The following is a 16,356-nucleotide window of genomic DNA, read 5'->3' as shown; positions in this document are numbered from 1 at the left end:
ACAGGTATTAGCGCTGATACTTGCGCTAATACCTGTTCACTAGGTTTTTTATGATTCGTTTGTTGTACCTTTTCACCCTACTCCTCTGCGCTCTGCCATTCGTGCCTGGGGTGTTAGGGGTTGTGATTCCAGCATTTTCCTGGCTGCCTTCGTTAGGGCTGACGACACCCAATATTTCTGCCTTTGTCACTGTTGCCCAATGGCCTGGATTAGCAGAGTCCATACTGCTCACCCTGTTTACCGGCTTAGGCAGTACTGCCTTGGCAATTTTGTTCTGCTTTCTGATCCTAAAGCAATACTGGAATAGCCCCCGCTGGCAGCATGTGGAACACACTCTGTCGCCTATGCTGGCCATGCCACACGTCGCCTTTGCTATCGGTTTTGCGTTTATATTCGCTCCAACAGGTTGGTTTTTTCGCCTCCTTGAATCAGCCGGGTTTGACACCAATGGCTGGTTCAGTTTGATAAAGGATCAATATGGCATTGGCCTCCTGCTTGCCCTGGCAATAAAAGAAACCCCTTTTCTACTACTGATGAGCATTTCTGTTCTCCAACAAATCAAAGTAAACCGGCTTCAGGCCGTCGCCTCAGGGTTGGGTTATAACCATAATGAAAGCTGGCTTAAAGTCATACTGCCCCAGTGGTTGCCAGGCATGCGACTACCAATCTTCGCCGTTGCCGCCTATGGTATTTCTGTGGTCGACGTCGCCTTAATTTTGGGCCCGGCAAGGCCATCAACACTTTCGGTACTGGTTTGGCAATGGTTTAACGAACCTGAGCTCACGCTGCTGCCACGGGCGGCGGTTGGGGCTATCGTGCTATTAGTGTTTGCCGTGCTGGCACTGGGTATCATCCGCACAGTAGAGTGGTACCTGCTGCAGCATTGCCGCCAATGGCAGATTAATGGTCCGAAACGCTTGAAATCATACGTAAGTTTCAGTGAAGCTTCGCCAAATAACACCAATCGTCGCTTCCCTAGCTACGCCCCCTTTGTGTTGGTTCCGATGCTTGTCATCCCGATATTGGTGCTTTGGTCATTTGCCCAACGTTGGCGTTTTCCCGATTTACTACCCAGCCGATATAGTACCCGTTTCTGGCAGCAGGAGTCTTTCACGCTGGTTGAGCTCGCGACCAACAGTATCTGTTTCGCCTTGGTCAGCAGCCTTTGTGCGCTGGTACTGGCCATTACCTGTCTCGAATATCGCCAGAAATATCAGCGTGGTATTCCCAGCTGGTTAATTGCGCTCCCGATGGTGCTGCCTCAGCTATCACTGTTGTTTGGTATTCAGATCACAACGTATTTTATACCCGGGCAGTGGTACTGGACCTGGGTCGCGTGGAGCCATCTATTTTTTGTCTTCCCCTACCTGTATTTGGCATTGGACGGCCCCTGGCGTAACTATGACATTCGCCTCGACCAATCAGCCCGAAGCCTGGGTTTGAATGGTTGGCAGACGTGGTGGCGGGTAAAACGTCCGTTAATGCTGCCAGCAATTTGGTTAGGCTTGGCTGTCGGGATCAGCGTCAGCCTCGCCCAGTACCTACCGACACAGATGCTCGGGGCGGGACGTATATCAACCGTAACCACCGAAGCTGTCGCGCTTGCCAGTGGTCAGGACCGACGCGTCAGTGCGGTATATGGTCTACTTCAGGGTATTTTGCCCTTTATCTTCTTTACCATGGCTATCGCAGCAAATCGCTACTCTGCTCGCTTTACCCGACGAACCCAGCAACAACGGAGAGAAAACACGGATGACATTATCTGTGGAAAACCTCACTTTAAGTAATAGTGAGCAGCGCTTGTTCCAACCTGTCAGTTTTCAGGTTGAACCAGGTAAAATCCTTACCCTGATGGGCCCCAGCGGTTGTGGAAAATCGACCTTGCTCAGCGCCATTGCCGGCCACCTGAGCCCTGTTTTTTTGCTAGAAGGAGCAATTAGCCTTGATGGGCTAAATATGATCGAAATGGCCCCCGACCAACGCCGTATTGGGATACTTTTTCAAGATGATCTCTTGTTTCCACACTTAAACATCTGGGAAAATCTCGCGTTTGGCTTACCTAAATCTATTGTGGGTAACAACCGCAAAGCAAAAGCCATGGCGACATTGCAACAACTCGGCCTGAGCGAGCTGGCAGAGAAAATGCCGACCGAAATATCAGGAGGCCAACGCGCCCGTATTAGCTTAATGCGGATGTTACTATCAGAGCCTCATGCCGTCTTGCTTGATGAACCATTTAGCAAGCTAGATAAAGCCCTGCGCAACGAGTTTAGAAGCTTTGTTTTCCAGCAGATCCAGCAGCAAGAAGTCCCCGCGCTGATGGTAACCCATGACGATGACGATATTCCCGATGGCGGCAGTGTACTGCGCTGGCCATGGGCTGAAACAAACCAGGATTGAAGAGGAAACACCATGTTAGATCGCTATGCCGTCAAAGTAATTCGTTGGCCTTTGAATACCTTTTCAGCCCTGCCTGACAAACTGGGGATCACCGCCAATCAAATCACACTTGCAGGCTTTGTCCTCGGTTTGTTTGCGCTGCCTTCTTTGGCCTTTCAGCAGTATGAATGGGCGCTCGCCTTTATCCTGTTAAACCGGTGCTTTGATGGCCTTGACGGCGCTGTCGCCCGGCGACAAGGGATCTCCGACTGCGGCGGCTTTTTAGATATAACGCTAGATTTTCTGTTTTACTCAATGGTGCCATTTGGCTTTGTGATCGCCAATCCCGACACCAATGCGGTTGCTGGTGCCTTCTTGATCTTCTCGTTTATCGGTACGGGCTCGAGCTTTCTGGCCTTTGCCATTATGGCGAGCAAGCGCAATATCGAAAGCCCGGTGTATAAACAAAAATCCCTGTACTACATCGGTGGTTTGACCGAAGGTACAGAGACTATTGGCTGTTTTGTTCTGTTCTGCCTACTGCCGCAGCACTTTGCCACTATCGCCTGGATCTTTGGCTCTCTTTGCTGGATCACCACCAGCACCCGGGTTTGGGCGGGTTACCATACCCTCAAAGAAGCTAAGTAGGTTACGCACCCCTAGATGAATAAACCATCATTCTGCTTGTCTTCAGCCAAGATACCGCTACAATCAGCGCCTAATATTGACGAGTGTACACCGAGACTATGAACAGAAAGAAAAAGATTAACGAGGCCCTGAAGAAAAGGCAGAAGAGGACTAACGCGAAGCTTCACCGTAGTAACAAGCCCCGTTATATTTCAAAAGCAGAACGAGCTAAGATGGAAGCAGAAGCGGCCCAAAGCCAGGACGCGGTTTCCTCACAAGAGCCACAGCAAACTCCTGCTGACAGCCAAGCTGAATCTACAGGCGAATAGCGCTCTTTTTCTGATTTTGAAGACTTGCTGTATCTATACCGCAAGTCTTCTCTTTCGATCATCTCATCCACTCTCGATGAAGCTGCTCACTGTCTCCCAGATATTCTAATAACCAATCAATGGCAGGGTTTTGGCTCTCCTTTCTCCAGGCTAGGCAACACGGGCTTGCGGCAGGCTTATTTGTAAGTACCTTCTCAACCAGTTCCCCAGACTCTATCCTCGGCTGGACCATATGCTCTGGTACCACACAGATCCCAAGCCCGGCTTTCAGGCATTGGATGGCGCTGTACCAGTTTGGCACCATGATCCGGCGCTGGTTATCCATCATCCAGGTAACACGCTTTGGTAATACCCGGGATGTATCTTCAATGCAAATAACCGGGTATTGCATTAACTCTTCAGGACCGAGCTCATAATCCACCGTGGCTAACGGATGATCTGGCGCGACCACGAACTTCCAGTACAAGGTCCCCATGTCGCGATAGGCAAACGAGCCACTGACAGGCACCGCTGCCGTAGCACCAATCACCAGATCAGCCCGGCCATCAGCCAGGGCATCCCACACCCCGTTGAATACCTCCATCGACAAGTGCAGTTCAACATCAGGGAATTCGCGGTAAAAGTCACGTACCAGGGTATTCACACGGCTTTCCCTCACCACCGTATCAAGCGCAACCGATACGCTTTGCGACCAACCATTTGCTACCCGTTGGGTCTGTAATTTCATCTGCTCCATCTGTTTGATCAGGTTACGGGCTTCCTCGACAAAATACTCACCTGCCGGGGTAAGCTGCACCTGTCGGTGCAACCTAACAAATAAATCAACAGCAAGACGCTCTTCTATAAGCCTAACCGTGTAACTGATTGCACTTGGAACCTTATGCAACTCGTCTGCCGCCGCCGAAAAGCTCCCTCTTCTTGCAACAATATCAATAACTTGCAGATCGTTGTACGAAAACATATCAAATCAAATATTTTGAAAGCAATGATGAAATATTACCGTTTCACAGCCAAGTAAAGCAATATTAAACTTGCCACCATAGTAAAACAGATAAAGTCACCTTTTATGAACAAACAACCTTCAACAATTACTCTTATATGGTTTGCATGTCTAAGTATGCTGGGTTTCCTGGCAACCGACATGTACCTCCCTGCTTTTGAAACAATGCGAGAAGATTTCAATACATCACAGTCACTTATAGGTTTGTCGCTAAGTATTTTCCTATTGGGTATGGCGTTAGGTCAGTTGATCTACGGTCCGCTCTCCGATCGTGTCGGCCGTATTAAAGTATTGATGGGCGGAATGATTCTGTTCAGCATTGCATCTGTACTGTGTGCCTTTGCACCGAATGTCGAGTTCATGCTGGTCGCCCGTTTTGCCCAGGCACTAGGCGCCTGCAGCGCAACTGTTATCTGGCAGGCCGTGGTTGTTGATCGCTACGAAGGCAAGGTCTCTGAACGTGTATTTGCTACCATTATGCCCCTAGTTGCCCTTTCTCCAGCACTTGCCCCTCTTGCCGGTGCCTTGCTTGAAAGCCAGTTCGGTTGGCGCAGTATTTTTGTAGCCCTGGTTGGTTTTGGCGCTGTTTTATCCATTATGACGCTTAAAGAGCCTGAAAGTGCAAATTTAGACAAAAAGCAGGAAAAAGTCACCACTCAGCTACGTCGCGACTACCAGCAGATCTTAAGTTCAAAAAAATTCATCGGCAACATGATGATCTTTGCAGCCTGTTCTGCGGCATTCTTCGCCTACCTGACAGGCTCACCGTTTGTTATGTCAGCCATGGGCTATTCAGGTGCTGATATCGGCCTGAGTTACGCACCTCAAACCGTTGCCTTCATTATTGGTGGTTATGGTTGCCGTACTTTGCTAAGCAAATTTGATAGCCAACAAATCCTGCCTTGGATCCTAAAATTATTTGTTACCAGCGTAACAGTCATGTTCCTTATCTCTGTCAACGCTGAGCCAACAACAATCTGGCCAATCTTGGCTCCTTTCTGCCTGCTGGCAGTCGCAAACGGTGCTATCTACCCGATCATCATCAGTAAAGCGCTGGAAGATTTTAGGAGCTGCAGTGCAACAGCAGCTGGATTGCTGAACTTCCTGCAGACGATGGTGTGTTTCGCAGCAAGCGGTATCGTGTCGGCCTTCTCTTCTTACGGACTGATCACTGTTACAACTTCAATGTTCGTGACCGCTTTTATTGCCCTGATTGGCTATGCCCTGGTTGTACAAGCTCGACGCCAGTCAGTACAGCACGCTCAGACCGCATAAATTAGCACTCAAGATCGAATAAATAGTTAAGGCTGCCTACGGGCAGCCTTCTTTTTTCGCCGAAAAACACCCTATCACCTCCAATCGTAAAATGATTAAAATCTCATCCTCTAGAATCCACCCATCTTTGCTACTTGCTATATCTTTAACAGTTAGCCGATAACACACTGGTTAAACCAGAGATAAAAACCACAGACCGAACATTTTTTAAACAAAGATATAACACATTGGATTATTTATACATTTTTCTTGCATAAGATCCCACGTTGAGTAATATAAAAACCCAGTGACGATTAATGCAGTAAGTCAGCATGAGTATTCAAGTAAACAATATCAATAAATTCTACGGAACCACGCAGGTTCTTCATGATGTGAACTTCACCTGTGACAAGGGCGATACCCTGGTATTACTCGGTCCAAGCGGTGCCGGTAAAAGCTCATTGCTACGTGTATTGAACCTGCTTGAAACGGCCAGCAGCGGTGAGCTGCAAATTGCTGACGAACGTTTCAACTTCGCCACGACAGTTCAAGAAAAAGATGGCCTGAAATTACGCCGCAAGGTCGGTATGGTTTTTCAGCAATACAACCTATGGCCTCATTTAACGGTGTTGGAAAACCTGATCGAAGCGCCAGTAAAAGTCGCAGGCATGAATAAAGAACACGCCAAGAAAGAGGCTCTAACGATCCTGTCTACCCTGCAATTGGCCGACAAGATTGATGCCTGGCCATTGCAGCTCTCTGGCGGCCAGCAACAACGTGTGGCAATTGCCCGCGCACTGATGATGAAACCGGATGTATTGCTCTTTGATGAACCAACCGCTGCTCTGGATCCTGAAATTACCAACCAGGTTGTCAAGATCATCAATGAACTGAGCGAAACCGGTATTACCCAGGTTGTTGTGACTCATGAAGTCGACTTCGCACGAAAAATTGCCAGCCATGTTTTATACCTGGAACAAGGTCGAATGATTGAACATGGCACCAAAGAGGCGTTTGTAAATCCGGCAACACCGGAATTTGCAGAATACCTCACACACTGATTTAACCCTTTATACCCTTAATAACCCAATTTCCTCTGCGTCATCATTATCGACAACGATGCAGGGCATAGTTACGCATGGAGTATCGCGATGAAAAAGATCTTACTAGCTTCCCTAATCGGCCTGGCCTCAAGCCACGCGGCAGCGCAAGACGAAATTAAATTTGCTATGGAAGCCACTTACGCACCTTTTGAATATGTTGATGAAAATAATCAAATTCAGGGGTTTGATGTCGATCTTGCGAATGCACTTTGTGAAGAAATCGATGCGAAATGCTCGTTCCATAACCAGCCTTTTGACAGCCTGATCCCTGCCCTGAAATTCCGTCGTTACGATGCGGCAATTTCTGGTATTGATATTACCGAGCAACGCTTGCAACAGGTGAACTTTACCGACGCGTACTATGAAAACTCAGCAGCGTTTGTTGCCATTGAAGGTAACGTTGCCAGCCAAGCCGCACTTGATGGCAAGCGTGTTGGTGTTCAGAATGGTTCAACCCACCAGAGCTACCTAACCGAGCAAATGGACGGCGTAACGGCAGTCCCTTATGCAAGCTACCAAGATGCTTTCATTGACATGCAAAACGGCCGTATTGATTCTGTCTTTGGTGACACGGCAGTCGTTGCAGAGTGGTTTGAAAAAAATGACAAGCTTACTTACGTCGGCGAGCAAGTAACCAATGCCAAGTATTTCGGCAATGGTTTCGGCATTGCGATTAACAAGAACAACCAGGAGCTGGTAGAAAAACTGAACGCGGCACTGAAGACAGTGAAAGCCAACGGTGAATACCAGGTGATCTTCGATAAATACTTCGGTAAGTAATATGGCGTTATCAGGTTATGCGCTTACCCTGGCAGAGGCTGGCTGGCTGACTATCCAGCTGGCTTTTGCCAGCCTGTTGGTAGGACTTGTATTGGCAGTCGTCTTCGCTAGCGGCGAAATGTCTCGCCATCGTTTTATTTCATGGCCAACAACGGCGTTAGTCACCATACTTCGCGGCCTGCCGGAACTGCTGGTTGTTCTATTTATTTTCTTTGGCTCAACCCAGGTACTATTCATTCTTACTGGCGATTATGTCGATGTCAGCCCGTTTCTATCTGGCGTCATTGCCCTTTCGCTCATTTTTGCAGCCTATGCAGCGCAAACGTTGCGTGGTGCATTAAAAGCAGTGCCAGCAGGACAACGAGAAGCCGCCAGCGCACTGGGGATCAGCAAGTTCCGATCCTTTATCCGAGTGGTTCTTCCCCAGGCTATTCGTCATGCTTTGCCGGGGCTCACTAACCAATGGTTGGTTCTGCTCAAGGACACAGCGCTAGTATCGCTGATTGGTGTGACCGATCTGCTGAAACAAGCACAGTTAACAGCCGCTGCAACTCACGAAAGCTTTACCTGGTACGCCTGTGCCGCCGCCATCTATCTGATGATCACCCTACTCACTCAGCGGGTCGTAAAGATCATGGATAAGAAATTCAGTGCCCAGGGGCTAGGCAATGCACAAGGAGCTTCAGCATGAACCAACAGCATATCTGGCAACTGCTAGAAGGTCTTGCCACCAGTATCGAGTTGACTGCTGCGTCACTGTTAGTCGGCTGTCTTCTGGCTCTACTAATGACAGTAACGCTGATCTTACGCACTCCTGTCATTCATTGGCTAAGCCGTGGCTTGATCACCCTGTTTACCGGAACACCGTTGCTGGTACAGATCTTCCTTATCTATTATGGCCCGGGGCAATTTGAAGCTGTACGTGAGAGTATTTTCTGGGACTGGCTCAGCCAACCATGGTTTTGTGCAATGCTGGCACTGGCTCTAAATACCGCCGCCTACAGTACCCAGTTGTTTCAGGGTGCCTTTAATGCCATTCCAGCAGGCCAATGGCATGCCTGCCAGGCCTTAGGTATGGATAAAAAAGCAACACTGAATGTATTGCTACCATACGCAATCCGTCGTGCAATACCGGCCTACTCTAATGAAGTTATTTTGGTATTCAAGGGCACCTCACTAGCCAGCACAATCACCATTATGGACATCATGGGCTATGCCCAGCGAATTAATGCCCAAACGTATGACACACTCGTTGTCTTTAGCGTAGCTGGCCTATTTTATTTAGGGGTAAATGGAGCGCTTACCCTGATATTTCGTCGTGTAGAGAAAAAAGCCCTTGCATTTGAAGTAGCGCGTTAATATTACGACAGGTGCCTCACTTTATAATAAAAGCCAGTTATAAAAATGACTGGCTTTTTTTATTTCAAGTTTTTTAAAAAGTCCAAACACGAGTAAATCATCAACCTTAATGAGATCTATTCCTATCTAAACTCCTGTTTTATAGGCATATGCACATTTACACTTATTCATAGTTAATTCACAATTTTCACCTCTTTATGGCAATTGGAAATATATGAACAAGCGGTAATATCATTAACGCATAACAAAATGATTATTAACACCGCCGCCACCAATCAAAAGCAACCATTGCGCAACAACACCGCAACCATCGCAACATTTAACAAACACATGTGGCGATGATTATCATTTCATGATCTATTAACATTTATTAATAAATAACCACAAGAAAACACAACTATATTATTGTCATTCATCTTTCCGTTGAAGATCAAAAAAGCTAAAGATTGAAGGGATTAATACCTGCCTGCCAATTGAATCACTATGAAAATATAACTTATGATCTTTCTAAAAATAGAATTGTTAAATTTCATCTTTGTTTTTTGTTCAACTAATTAATATGCAGGTAGCTCTATGAACAATGGCATTAGCACAGCTAGCCAAGACAAGCAGAAGCTTGAGTGGCGAACATTTTTTTTAATCACAGTCGTTCTCTTCCCGGTTCTTAGTGTCATGACGGTAGGTGGATACGGATTTTTCGTTTGGATGATGCAGGTCTTTTTCCTTGGTCCTCCAGGTCACGGCGGCTGATCCCTTCACGACATTAACCAGAATCATCACTAAGAGAACCCATCATGAAATCATTTTTAACTAAAACTTGGCGGACATTGTCTCGTCCAAGTATCCACATCAGCCTCGGCGTACTAACGCTAGGTGGATTTCTAGCCGGTATTATATTCTGGGGTGGATTCAATACCGCACTGGAAGCGACTAATACAGAAGAATTCTGTATCGGCTGCCACGCTGAGAACGTCGCACCTGAATACGAAGGTACGATCCACGACCAGAACCGCTCTGGTGTTCGTGCAACTTGTCCTGATTGTCACGTACCTCACGATTGGACATCAAAAGTCGCTCGTAAGATCCAAGCAAGTAAAGAAGTGTTCGCCCACTTTGCTGGTTTTATTGATACCCAAGAAAAATTTGAAGATCGACGAATTGTACTAGCTCAACACGAGTGGGACCGCTTTAGCTCAAACAAATCTTTGGAATGTAGAAACTGTCACGACTATGACGGTATGGACTTCACAAAGATGTCTCCGACCGCGCGTATCCAGATGAAACAAGCAAAAGAGCGTGATCAAAGCTGTCTTGATTGCCACAAAGGCATCGCCCACCACCTTCCTGAAAATATGGACAGCACTGGCGGCATGATTTCTCAGCTTGAACAATTGGCTTCTAACACTAAGTTTACCAATGGCGAAGAATACATCAGTGTTCGCCATCTACCTCTTTATCAAGAAAAAAGCCTATCAACGGAAGCCGGCCTACTAAACCCTGCCTCTTCAGTAAAAGTTATCGATCAGTCTGGTGATGCAATTCAGGTTGAAGTTTCTGGCTGGCGTAAAGACAAGGGCTTTGGCCGTGTTATCCAGGAAGACTTTGGTATGAACATCGCTGTTGCCTCTCTGCTTAAAGAGACATCAACTAACGATCAAATTGTTGAGAAGTTCGAACGTAAAGAAGACGACCTAACAGGTCTGCCTTGGCAGCGTGTAACCGCCAAGCTGTGGATGAAGAAAGAAGCCCTACTTGGTGATGTCGAGCCAATCTGGGAGCAGGCTAAGCAGTCTTACCAGACTAACTGTTCAGTGTGTCACACCCAGCCTGATGAAGCGCACTTTGACGCCAATACCTGGCCTGGCATGTTCAACGGCATGATGGCATTCGTTAACTTCGATACCGACAGCAAAGCACTGGTACTGAAGTATCTACAAAAGCATTCATCAGATTTTTCTGACGGCCACCACTAAGCGATTGATGGAGTAATTTAAGTATGTCTGTTAGCAGAAGAAGTTTTCTTAAAGGTCTGGCGACCACAAGCGCCGTCTCTGTCATCGGTCCAAGCCTGCTGGCTTCAGCAAAAGCAACTGCCGCAGAAACTACCGGTACCTGGAAAGTATCTGGCTCGCACTGGGGTGCATTCCGTGCCCATATCTATGCGGGCAAGGTGCAGGAAATCAAGCCGCTGGAGCTTGATAAGCACCCAACCGATATGATGAACGGTATTAAGGGGATTATATACAGCCCATCACGTGTCCGTTACCCAATGGTACGTCTAGACTGGCTGAAAAAACACAAATACAGCGGTGAAACCCGCGGTAATAACCGTTTTGTCCGTGTGACTTGGGATGAAGCATTGGATCTTTTCTATCGCGAGCTGGAACGTGTACAGAAAGATTACGGTCCGTGGGCTCTGCATGCTGGCCAGACTGGCTGGCGCCAAACAGGCCAGTTCCATAGCTGTACCAGCCACATGCAGCGCGCCGTGGGTATGCACGGTAACTTCATCACCAAAGTCGGCGATTACTCGACCGGTGCTGGGCAAACTATTCTTCCGTATATCTTAGGCTCGACCGAAGTGTACGCACAAGGGACGTCTTGGTCTGAGATCCTTGATCACAGCAAGAACATCGTGCTGTGGGCAACCGATCCCGTTAAAAACCTGCAGGTTGGCTGGAACTGTGAAACACACGAGTCATATGCATACCTTGAGAAACTGAAAGAGAAAGTTGCCAACGGTGAAATCAACGTACTTTCTGTTGACCCGGTTAAGAACAAAACACAGCGTTACCTAGGTAACGACCATATGTACATCAACCCGCAAACTGACGTCGCTTTCATGCTTGCGGTTGCGCATACGCTGTACACCGAAGATCTTTACGACAAAGCGTTTGTTAAAACTTACTGCCTAGGCTTTGACGAGTTTGTTCCTTACTTCATGGGTAAGACCAAGGACAACATCGAGAAGACGCCAGAGTGGGCAGCTGAAATCTGTGGTGTCGAAGCCGACAAGATCCGTGAATTTGCCCGCATGCTGGTCAATGGCCGTACTCAGCTTCTGTTTGGCTGGTGTATTCAACGCCAGGAGCACGGTGAGCAACCATACTGGATGGGTGCCGTTATCGCTGCAATGGTTGGCCAGATTGGCCTGCCTGGTGGTGGTGTCTCTTACGGTCACCACTACAGCTCGATTGGTGTTCCTTCTACTGGTTTTGCGGCTCCGGGTGGTTTCCCTCGTAACGTTGACCAAGGTCAGAAGCCTAAGTGGGACAATGACGACTTCAATGGCTACAGCCGTACTATTCCTGTTGCACGCTGGGTAGACTGTCTGCTGGAACCGGGTAAAGAGATCAAGTACAACGGTTCAAAAGTCATCCTGCCTGACTACAAAATGATGGTGATCAGCGGTAACAACCCTTGGCATCACCACCAGGATCGTAACCGTATGAAACAAGCTTTCCAGAAGCTGCAAACGGTAGTCACAGTGGATTTCGCCTGGACAGCAACATGTCGTTTCTCTGATATCGTACTGCCTGCTTGTACCCAGTTCGAACGTAACGATATCGACATTTACGGCTCTTACAGTGGTCGTGGGCTTATTGCGATGCAAAAGCTGGTAGACCCGCTGTATCAGTCAAAAACTGACTTTGAGATCTTTACCGAGCTATCTCGCCGTTTCGGCCGCCACAAAGAATACACCCGTGGTATGGATGAAATGGAATGGGTACGCTCACTGTACTCAGATTGCCGAGATGCAAACAAGGCATCATTCGATATGCCTGAGTTTGATGAATTCTGGGAAAAAGGCGTGCTTGATTTTGGTGAAGGTAAACCATGGGTTCGCCATGCCGACTTCCGTGAAGATCCAGAGATCAACGCACTGGGTACGCCATCAGGCTTCATTGAAATCTCCAGCCGCAAGATCGACCGTTTCGGCTACGAACATTGCCAGGGCCACCCAATGTGGTTTGAGAAGAGTGAACGTTCTCACGGCGGTCCGGGTTCTGAAAAACACCCGTTCTGGATGCAATCTTGTCACCCTGACAAACGCCTGCACTCCCAGATGTGTGAGTCGGAAGAATACCGTGCAACCTATGCAGTGAAAGGTCGTGAACCTGTTTACATCAACCCGAAAGATGCGGCAGCAAAAGGCATTAAAGATGGCGATATCGTTCGCGTTTTTAATGACCGTGGCCAACTTCTCGCCGGTGCGGTTCTAACAGATAGCTACGCACGCGGCGTGATCCGTATTGAAGAAGGTGCTTGGTATGGCCCGCTTAATGAAAAAGTCGGTGCAGTCTGTACTTATGGTGATCCAAACACCCTGACCCAGGATATTCCGTCATCGGAGCTTGCACAGGCTACCAGTGCCAATACCTGCCTGGTCGACTTTGAGAAGTTCACTGGTGAAGTACCGCCTGTGACCTCCTTTGGTGGCCCGATTGAAGTCAGCTAAGTGGTAAGGGCGAGAAACATCCCCCTAGTTTCTCATCAATAGCACTTAACCTTTAAAAGCCCTGGACCAACGACTTATAACAAGTCAGGACCAGGGCTTTATATTTGTTGATTAGCCTTAGTAACGGCGTAATTCTACACTCTCTGGTACGAGTAATGGCTCACCATCTTGCAGGTGCTCGTTAAAAAAAACCACTAGCAAGGCATTGGTTGCAGTATGCATATCGGCTGAATCTATCTTGCCAAGTACCCCTGCATATTTAAGCGGTGGTAAATGGTTCAGGTCGCTGAAATTCATATGTCCAGCCCCCGCGAATACAGCTTCACAGCCACCTCTCGGGTTGGCCTTTGCTACTTGCTGGTTTGTCCACGAAAAGTCATAGCTAATACCTGCCAACTGATTTTCGGTAGAATAAGCAAAGCAAACCGGTGCATTGCTTGCGGAATTAACAGAAAAGGAGAAATGTTGACCATCTAAGTTTATGCCTGCTTTCACCCGCTCATCATTCATTGCTAGATGAGAGGCCATCGCACCACCGAACGAATGACCAAACGCAGCCAGTTTATCGAGATCCAGATGACCAATTAACCAAAGAATAATGCTATAGCTAAGGCGCAAATCAAGAAAGCCGATTTCCCAATAATTAAACTTGATGCTAAGCATACATACTACCGTATAAGCTCAAACAGCCTATAGGTAACATAAGCAACCACTGTGGTACTTTGACAAACACTTTTACACCAAAGAACCACCAACCAACAATTACAAACACCATCGAAAATATAATGTAGCTAATCGATAGACCAATAATGGTTGAATATATGGTTTCAAGTGAATTCCAGCCGATATATATAAATACTAGAGAAGAAAAAAACAGCATCACTGATACCATATGCCAACACGCTAACAATGTCGCTTTGCGTCCATCATGAAAATCCAATTTCAGAAATGGCTTAACTGGGTCAACTTGACCAGCAAAAATATGGATCAAAGCCGTAACTATACCGATTATACCTGCACTAAATATCCAAACGTTCACATTTTATCCTTCCGATAGCGATAACGTTATACCTTCACTGCCAGCCTAGAAAGTTGCTTAACCCACTTTGCTCGCTGCTGCTTCGAAGAACTTATAACAGGCCCGATATAAGTCGTAGAAACAACCTTAATACCGCAAAACTCCAGCAAGGTATGTTTCAGTTGTTTATAAACAGGGTTTCCTTGAAACCAACGATAAAAGAATGGAGGTGTATCCATGGTAAGTACGACATCAGCTGTGCGGCCGCGCAGCAACTTTTCTGGTATTGACTTATTCTTATGATATTTAAAGGCAAAATTAGATAAGAACGTTCTATCAATCAAGCCTTTCAGCTTGGCAGGCATTCCTCCCCACCAAACTGGAAGAATAAACACAACATGCTCTGCCCATTTTAACCTAGCTTGAAAATCAACCAAGTCTGGCTCAAGGGCTTGGACTTCGTCATAGCCATTATTCAGATCAAGTTCGAATTTCAGCTCACTGAGTTGTACAACCCTTACCTCATGGCGACTTTGGCTTGATTCAACATATTGCTCAGCCAGCTTATGGCAATAACTGCTTGCCTTAGGATTTCCGTTTATGACCAGTATTTTCTTACTCATAGTTCCTCCTTATCCAATAGGAGGCAGCATAAACCTTGTCCCTTGGGGAAGAGTCAACAAAGAACTATCGTTTTATACCCAAGTAATCTCAAGGTGCTCGTTTCAGCGAGAATTTCCAGGCGCTAAGGTCAGGCGCTGGTTTGCAGGCATGCTTCTATCTCTGAACGATAGGCGTGAATGCGCACATTCATATCCTTTAATGCATTAATCTCGGCATCGACCTGCTGTTGCTTGTGCTCAAGCAAGTCAATCACAGCATACCAATCAAGCTGATTACGCCCCACCACCAGCTTTTTCAGCTCTGAGAGGCTAACCCCCAGTAATTGCGCCTGTTTGATGAGCTTAACAAACTCAACATCCTCAGGGTCATATACCCGATAGCTACCTTCACGACGGACTTCTGATAACAACCCTAATTTTTCATACAGCCGAATTGCTTTTGGCGAAGCGCCTGTGCGCTTAGATATTTCTCCGATATACAACCTGGTTCTCCTTTCCAATACACCACTGACACCATGAGCTGATATCAAGCTTTAAATCAATAATATAATCACATTTTTGGCTATTGTATTCATCAGAAACTTCAACAATCAAACCATGCAATGGCTCTTCTTGAATTCATATCAGCTATTTTCATGCTATAGCACCTCAACCGAAAACAACTTACTGGGGTTGTGACTAAACTTCGTAATAGCACCAATTAGGCTTCGCACTTCATGAAGAGGAATCTGGAACATGGCAAAAGCATTAATTGTATTAACCAGCCACTCACAAATGGGTGATACCGATGAAAAAACTGGATTTTGGCTATCAGAGCTCACCCACCCCTATTATGCCATTGCCGATCGCGGCATCGAAGTAGACATAGTCTCGATACAGGGAGGCGAAGCACCGGTAGATCCACGAAGCTGGGATGAAGATGACAAACTAAATATACGTTTTATGGCCACGCCAGAATTGACAGAGCTCCTCAAAAATAGCCAATCCCTGGATGATATTGACCCTGATAATTATCAAGCCATCGTTTTTGCAGGCGGTCACGGCACCATGTGGGATTTTCCCGATGATCCTGACGTGCAGGACAAAGCCGCAACCATCTATGAGCAAGGGGGGATTGTCGCAGCTATCTGCCATGGTCCTGCCGCCCTTCTCAACATTAAGCTCTCTGATGATCAGCTGCTTATTGATGGCAAACGGGTTGCGGCTTTTAGCAATAAAGAAGAAGACGCCGTGGAAATGACCGATATCGTCCCCTTCTCGCTACAGGACGAATTGATCATCAACGGCGCGCATTATGTCGAGCAGCCTGCTTGGACAGCCAATGTCGTTATTGACGGCCGAGTCGTGACTGGCCAGAATCCACAATCAGCGGCAGGTGTCGGCGAGGCCGTTTGCGATTTGCTTCAGAAGTAGCCAGCTCAATGG

At 47.1% G+C, this 16,356-nt stretch carries 18 protein-coding genes; 13 read left to right on the top strand and 5 right to left on the bottom strand.

Annotation, left to right across the window (positions count from 1 at the left end; all coding sequences use genetic code 11):
* Nucleotides 1–50: 50 nt before the first annotated feature.
* From AC51G0_RS07935 to AC51G0_RS07920, 4 genes are all read left to right on the top strand, one after another.
* Nucleotides 51–1,787 carry an ABC transporter permease gene (locus AC51G0_RS07935; protein ID WP_496301510.1) on the top strand — a complete coding sequence of 579 codons (1,737 nt, stop codon included), beginning with the start codon at nucleotides 51–53 and terminating at the stop codon, nucleotides 1,785–1,787.
* On the top strand, nucleotides 1,753–2,400 hold the full coding sequence (locus AC51G0_RS07930) for an ATP-binding cassette domain-containing protein (protein WP_496301509.1): 648 nt from the start codon (nucleotides 1,753–1,755) through the stop codon (nucleotides 2,398–2,400). The genes AC51G0_RS07935 and AC51G0_RS07930 overlap by 35 nt, the downstream gene beginning before the upstream one ends.
* Nucleotides 2,401–2,412: 12 nt before the next feature.
* On the top strand, nucleotides 2,413–3,027 hold the full coding sequence (locus AC51G0_RS07925; protein WP_496301508.1) for a CDP-alcohol phosphatidyltransferase family protein: 615 nt from the start codon (nucleotides 2,413–2,415) through the stop codon (nucleotides 3,025–3,027).
* 98 nt (nucleotides 3,028–3,125) lie between these two features.
* Nucleotides 3,126–3,335 carry a DUF2986 domain-containing protein gene (locus AC51G0_RS07920; RefSeq protein WP_496301507.1) on the top strand — a complete coding sequence of 70 codons (210 nt, stop codon included), beginning with the start codon at nucleotides 3,126–3,128 and terminating at the stop codon, nucleotides 3,333–3,335.
* Nucleotides 3,336–3,393: 58 nt separating this feature from the next.
* On the opposite strand, the gene punR is transcribed toward AC51G0_RS07920, so the two are convergent.
* Complete coding sequence (punR, locus tag AC51G0_RS07915) at nucleotides 3,394–4,296, bottom strand: DNA-binding transcriptional activator PunR (RefSeq protein ID WP_496301506.1); 903 nt, start codon at nucleotides 4,294–4,296, stop codon at nucleotides 3,394–3,396.
* A 105-nt stretch (nucleotides 4,297–4,401) separates the two neighbouring features.
* Here punR and punC point away from each other — a divergent pair, with 105 nt between their 5' ends.
* From punC to torA, 8 genes are all read left to right on the top strand, one after another.
* Nucleotides 4,402–5,610, top strand: coding sequence for a purine nucleoside transporter PunC (gene punC, locus AC51G0_RS07910; RefSeq protein ID WP_496301505.1), 1,209 nt, complete (start codon nucleotides 4,402–4,404; stop codon nucleotides 5,608–5,610).
* A gap of 311 nt (nucleotides 5,611–5,921) precedes the next feature.
* Nucleotides 5,922–6,650, top strand: a complete 729-nt coding sequence (artP, locus tag AC51G0_RS07905; RefSeq protein ID WP_496301504.1) for an arginine ABC transporter ATP-binding protein ArtP — start codon at nucleotides 5,922–5,924, stop codon at nucleotides 6,648–6,650.
* Nucleotides 6,651–6,740: 90 nt separating this feature from the next.
* Nucleotides 6,741–7,472 carry an arginine ABC transporter substrate-binding protein gene (locus AC51G0_RS07900; protein WP_496301503.1) on the top strand — a complete coding sequence of 244 codons (732 nt, stop codon included), beginning with the start codon at nucleotides 6,741–6,743 and terminating at the stop codon, nucleotides 7,470–7,472.
* A 1-nt stretch (nucleotide 7,473) separates the two neighbouring features.
* Entirely contained in the window at nucleotides 7,474–8,163 is a 690-nt protein-coding gene (gene artQ / locus AC51G0_RS07895; protein WP_496301502.1) for an arginine ABC transporter permease ArtQ, read from the top strand.
* Nucleotides 8,160–8,831 carry an arginine ABC transporter permease ArtM gene (artM, locus tag AC51G0_RS07890; RefSeq protein WP_496301501.1) on the top strand — a complete coding sequence of 224 codons (672 nt, stop codon included), beginning with the start codon at nucleotides 8,160–8,162 and terminating at the stop codon, nucleotides 8,829–8,831. Before artQ ends, artM begins: the two co-directional genes overlap by 4 nt.
* 573 nt (nucleotides 8,832–9,404) lie before the next feature.
* Nucleotides 9,405–9,581, top strand: a complete 177-nt coding sequence (gene torE, locus AC51G0_RS07885) for a trimethylamine N-oxide reductase system protein TorE (RefSeq protein ID WP_496301500.1) — start codon at nucleotides 9,405–9,407, stop codon at nucleotides 9,579–9,581.
* 44 nt (nucleotides 9,582–9,625) lie between these two features.
* Nucleotides 9,626–10,804 (top strand): pentaheme c-type cytochrome TorC, encoded by a 1,179-nt coding sequence (torC, locus tag AC51G0_RS07880; protein WP_496301499.1) that lies wholly within the window; start codon nucleotides 9,626–9,628, stop codon nucleotides 10,802–10,804.
* A gap of 23 nt (nucleotides 10,805–10,827) precedes the next feature.
* On the top strand, nucleotides 10,828–13,290 hold the full coding sequence (gene torA, locus AC51G0_RS07875; protein ID WP_496301498.1) for a trimethylamine-N-oxide reductase TorA: 2,463 nt from the start codon (nucleotides 10,828–10,830) through the stop codon (nucleotides 13,288–13,290).
* 117 nt (nucleotides 13,291–13,407) lie between these two features.
* On the opposite strand, the gene AC51G0_RS07870 is transcribed toward torA, so the two are convergent.
* From AC51G0_RS07870 to AC51G0_RS07855, 4 genes are all read right to left on the bottom strand, one after another.
* Nucleotides 13,408–13,953, bottom strand: coding sequence for an alpha/beta fold hydrolase (locus tag AC51G0_RS07870; protein ID WP_496301497.1), 546 nt, complete (start codon nucleotides 13,951–13,953; stop codon nucleotides 13,408–13,410).
* Nucleotides 13,946–14,329 carry a hypothetical protein gene (locus AC51G0_RS07865; protein ID WP_496301496.1) on the bottom strand — a complete coding sequence of 128 codons (384 nt, stop codon included), beginning with the start codon at nucleotides 14,327–14,329 and terminating at the stop codon, nucleotides 13,946–13,948. The genes AC51G0_RS07870 and AC51G0_RS07865 overlap by 8 nt, the downstream gene beginning before the upstream one ends.
* A 26-nt stretch (nucleotides 14,330–14,355) precedes the next feature.
* Nucleotides 14,356–14,931, bottom strand: a complete 576-nt coding sequence (locus AC51G0_RS07860) for an NAD(P)H-dependent oxidoreductase (RefSeq protein ID WP_496301495.1) — start codon at nucleotides 14,929–14,931, stop codon at nucleotides 14,356–14,358.
* A 128-nt stretch (nucleotides 14,932–15,059) separates the two neighbouring features.
* The gene (locus AC51G0_RS07855; protein WP_496301494.1) at nucleotides 15,060–15,413 is read right to left on the bottom strand and encodes a MerR family transcriptional regulator; all 354 of its coding nucleotides are present in this window, start codon (nucleotides 15,411–15,413) and stop codon (nucleotides 15,060–15,062) included.
* A gap of 253 nt (nucleotides 15,414–15,666) precedes the next feature.
* Between AC51G0_RS07855 and AC51G0_RS07850 the strand changes: the two genes are divergently transcribed.
* Complete coding sequence (locus AC51G0_RS07850) at nucleotides 15,667–16,344, top strand: type 1 glutamine amidotransferase domain-containing protein (protein WP_496301493.1); 678 nt, start codon at nucleotides 15,667–15,669, stop codon at nucleotides 16,342–16,344.
* Nucleotides 16,345–16,356: the final 12 nt, after the last annotated feature.

This window comes from Photobacterium sp. HL06, from assembly GCF_059552575.1.
The sequence above is the reverse complement of the archived record's forward strand: the minus strand, read 5'-3'. Positions and strand labels throughout refer to the sequence as shown.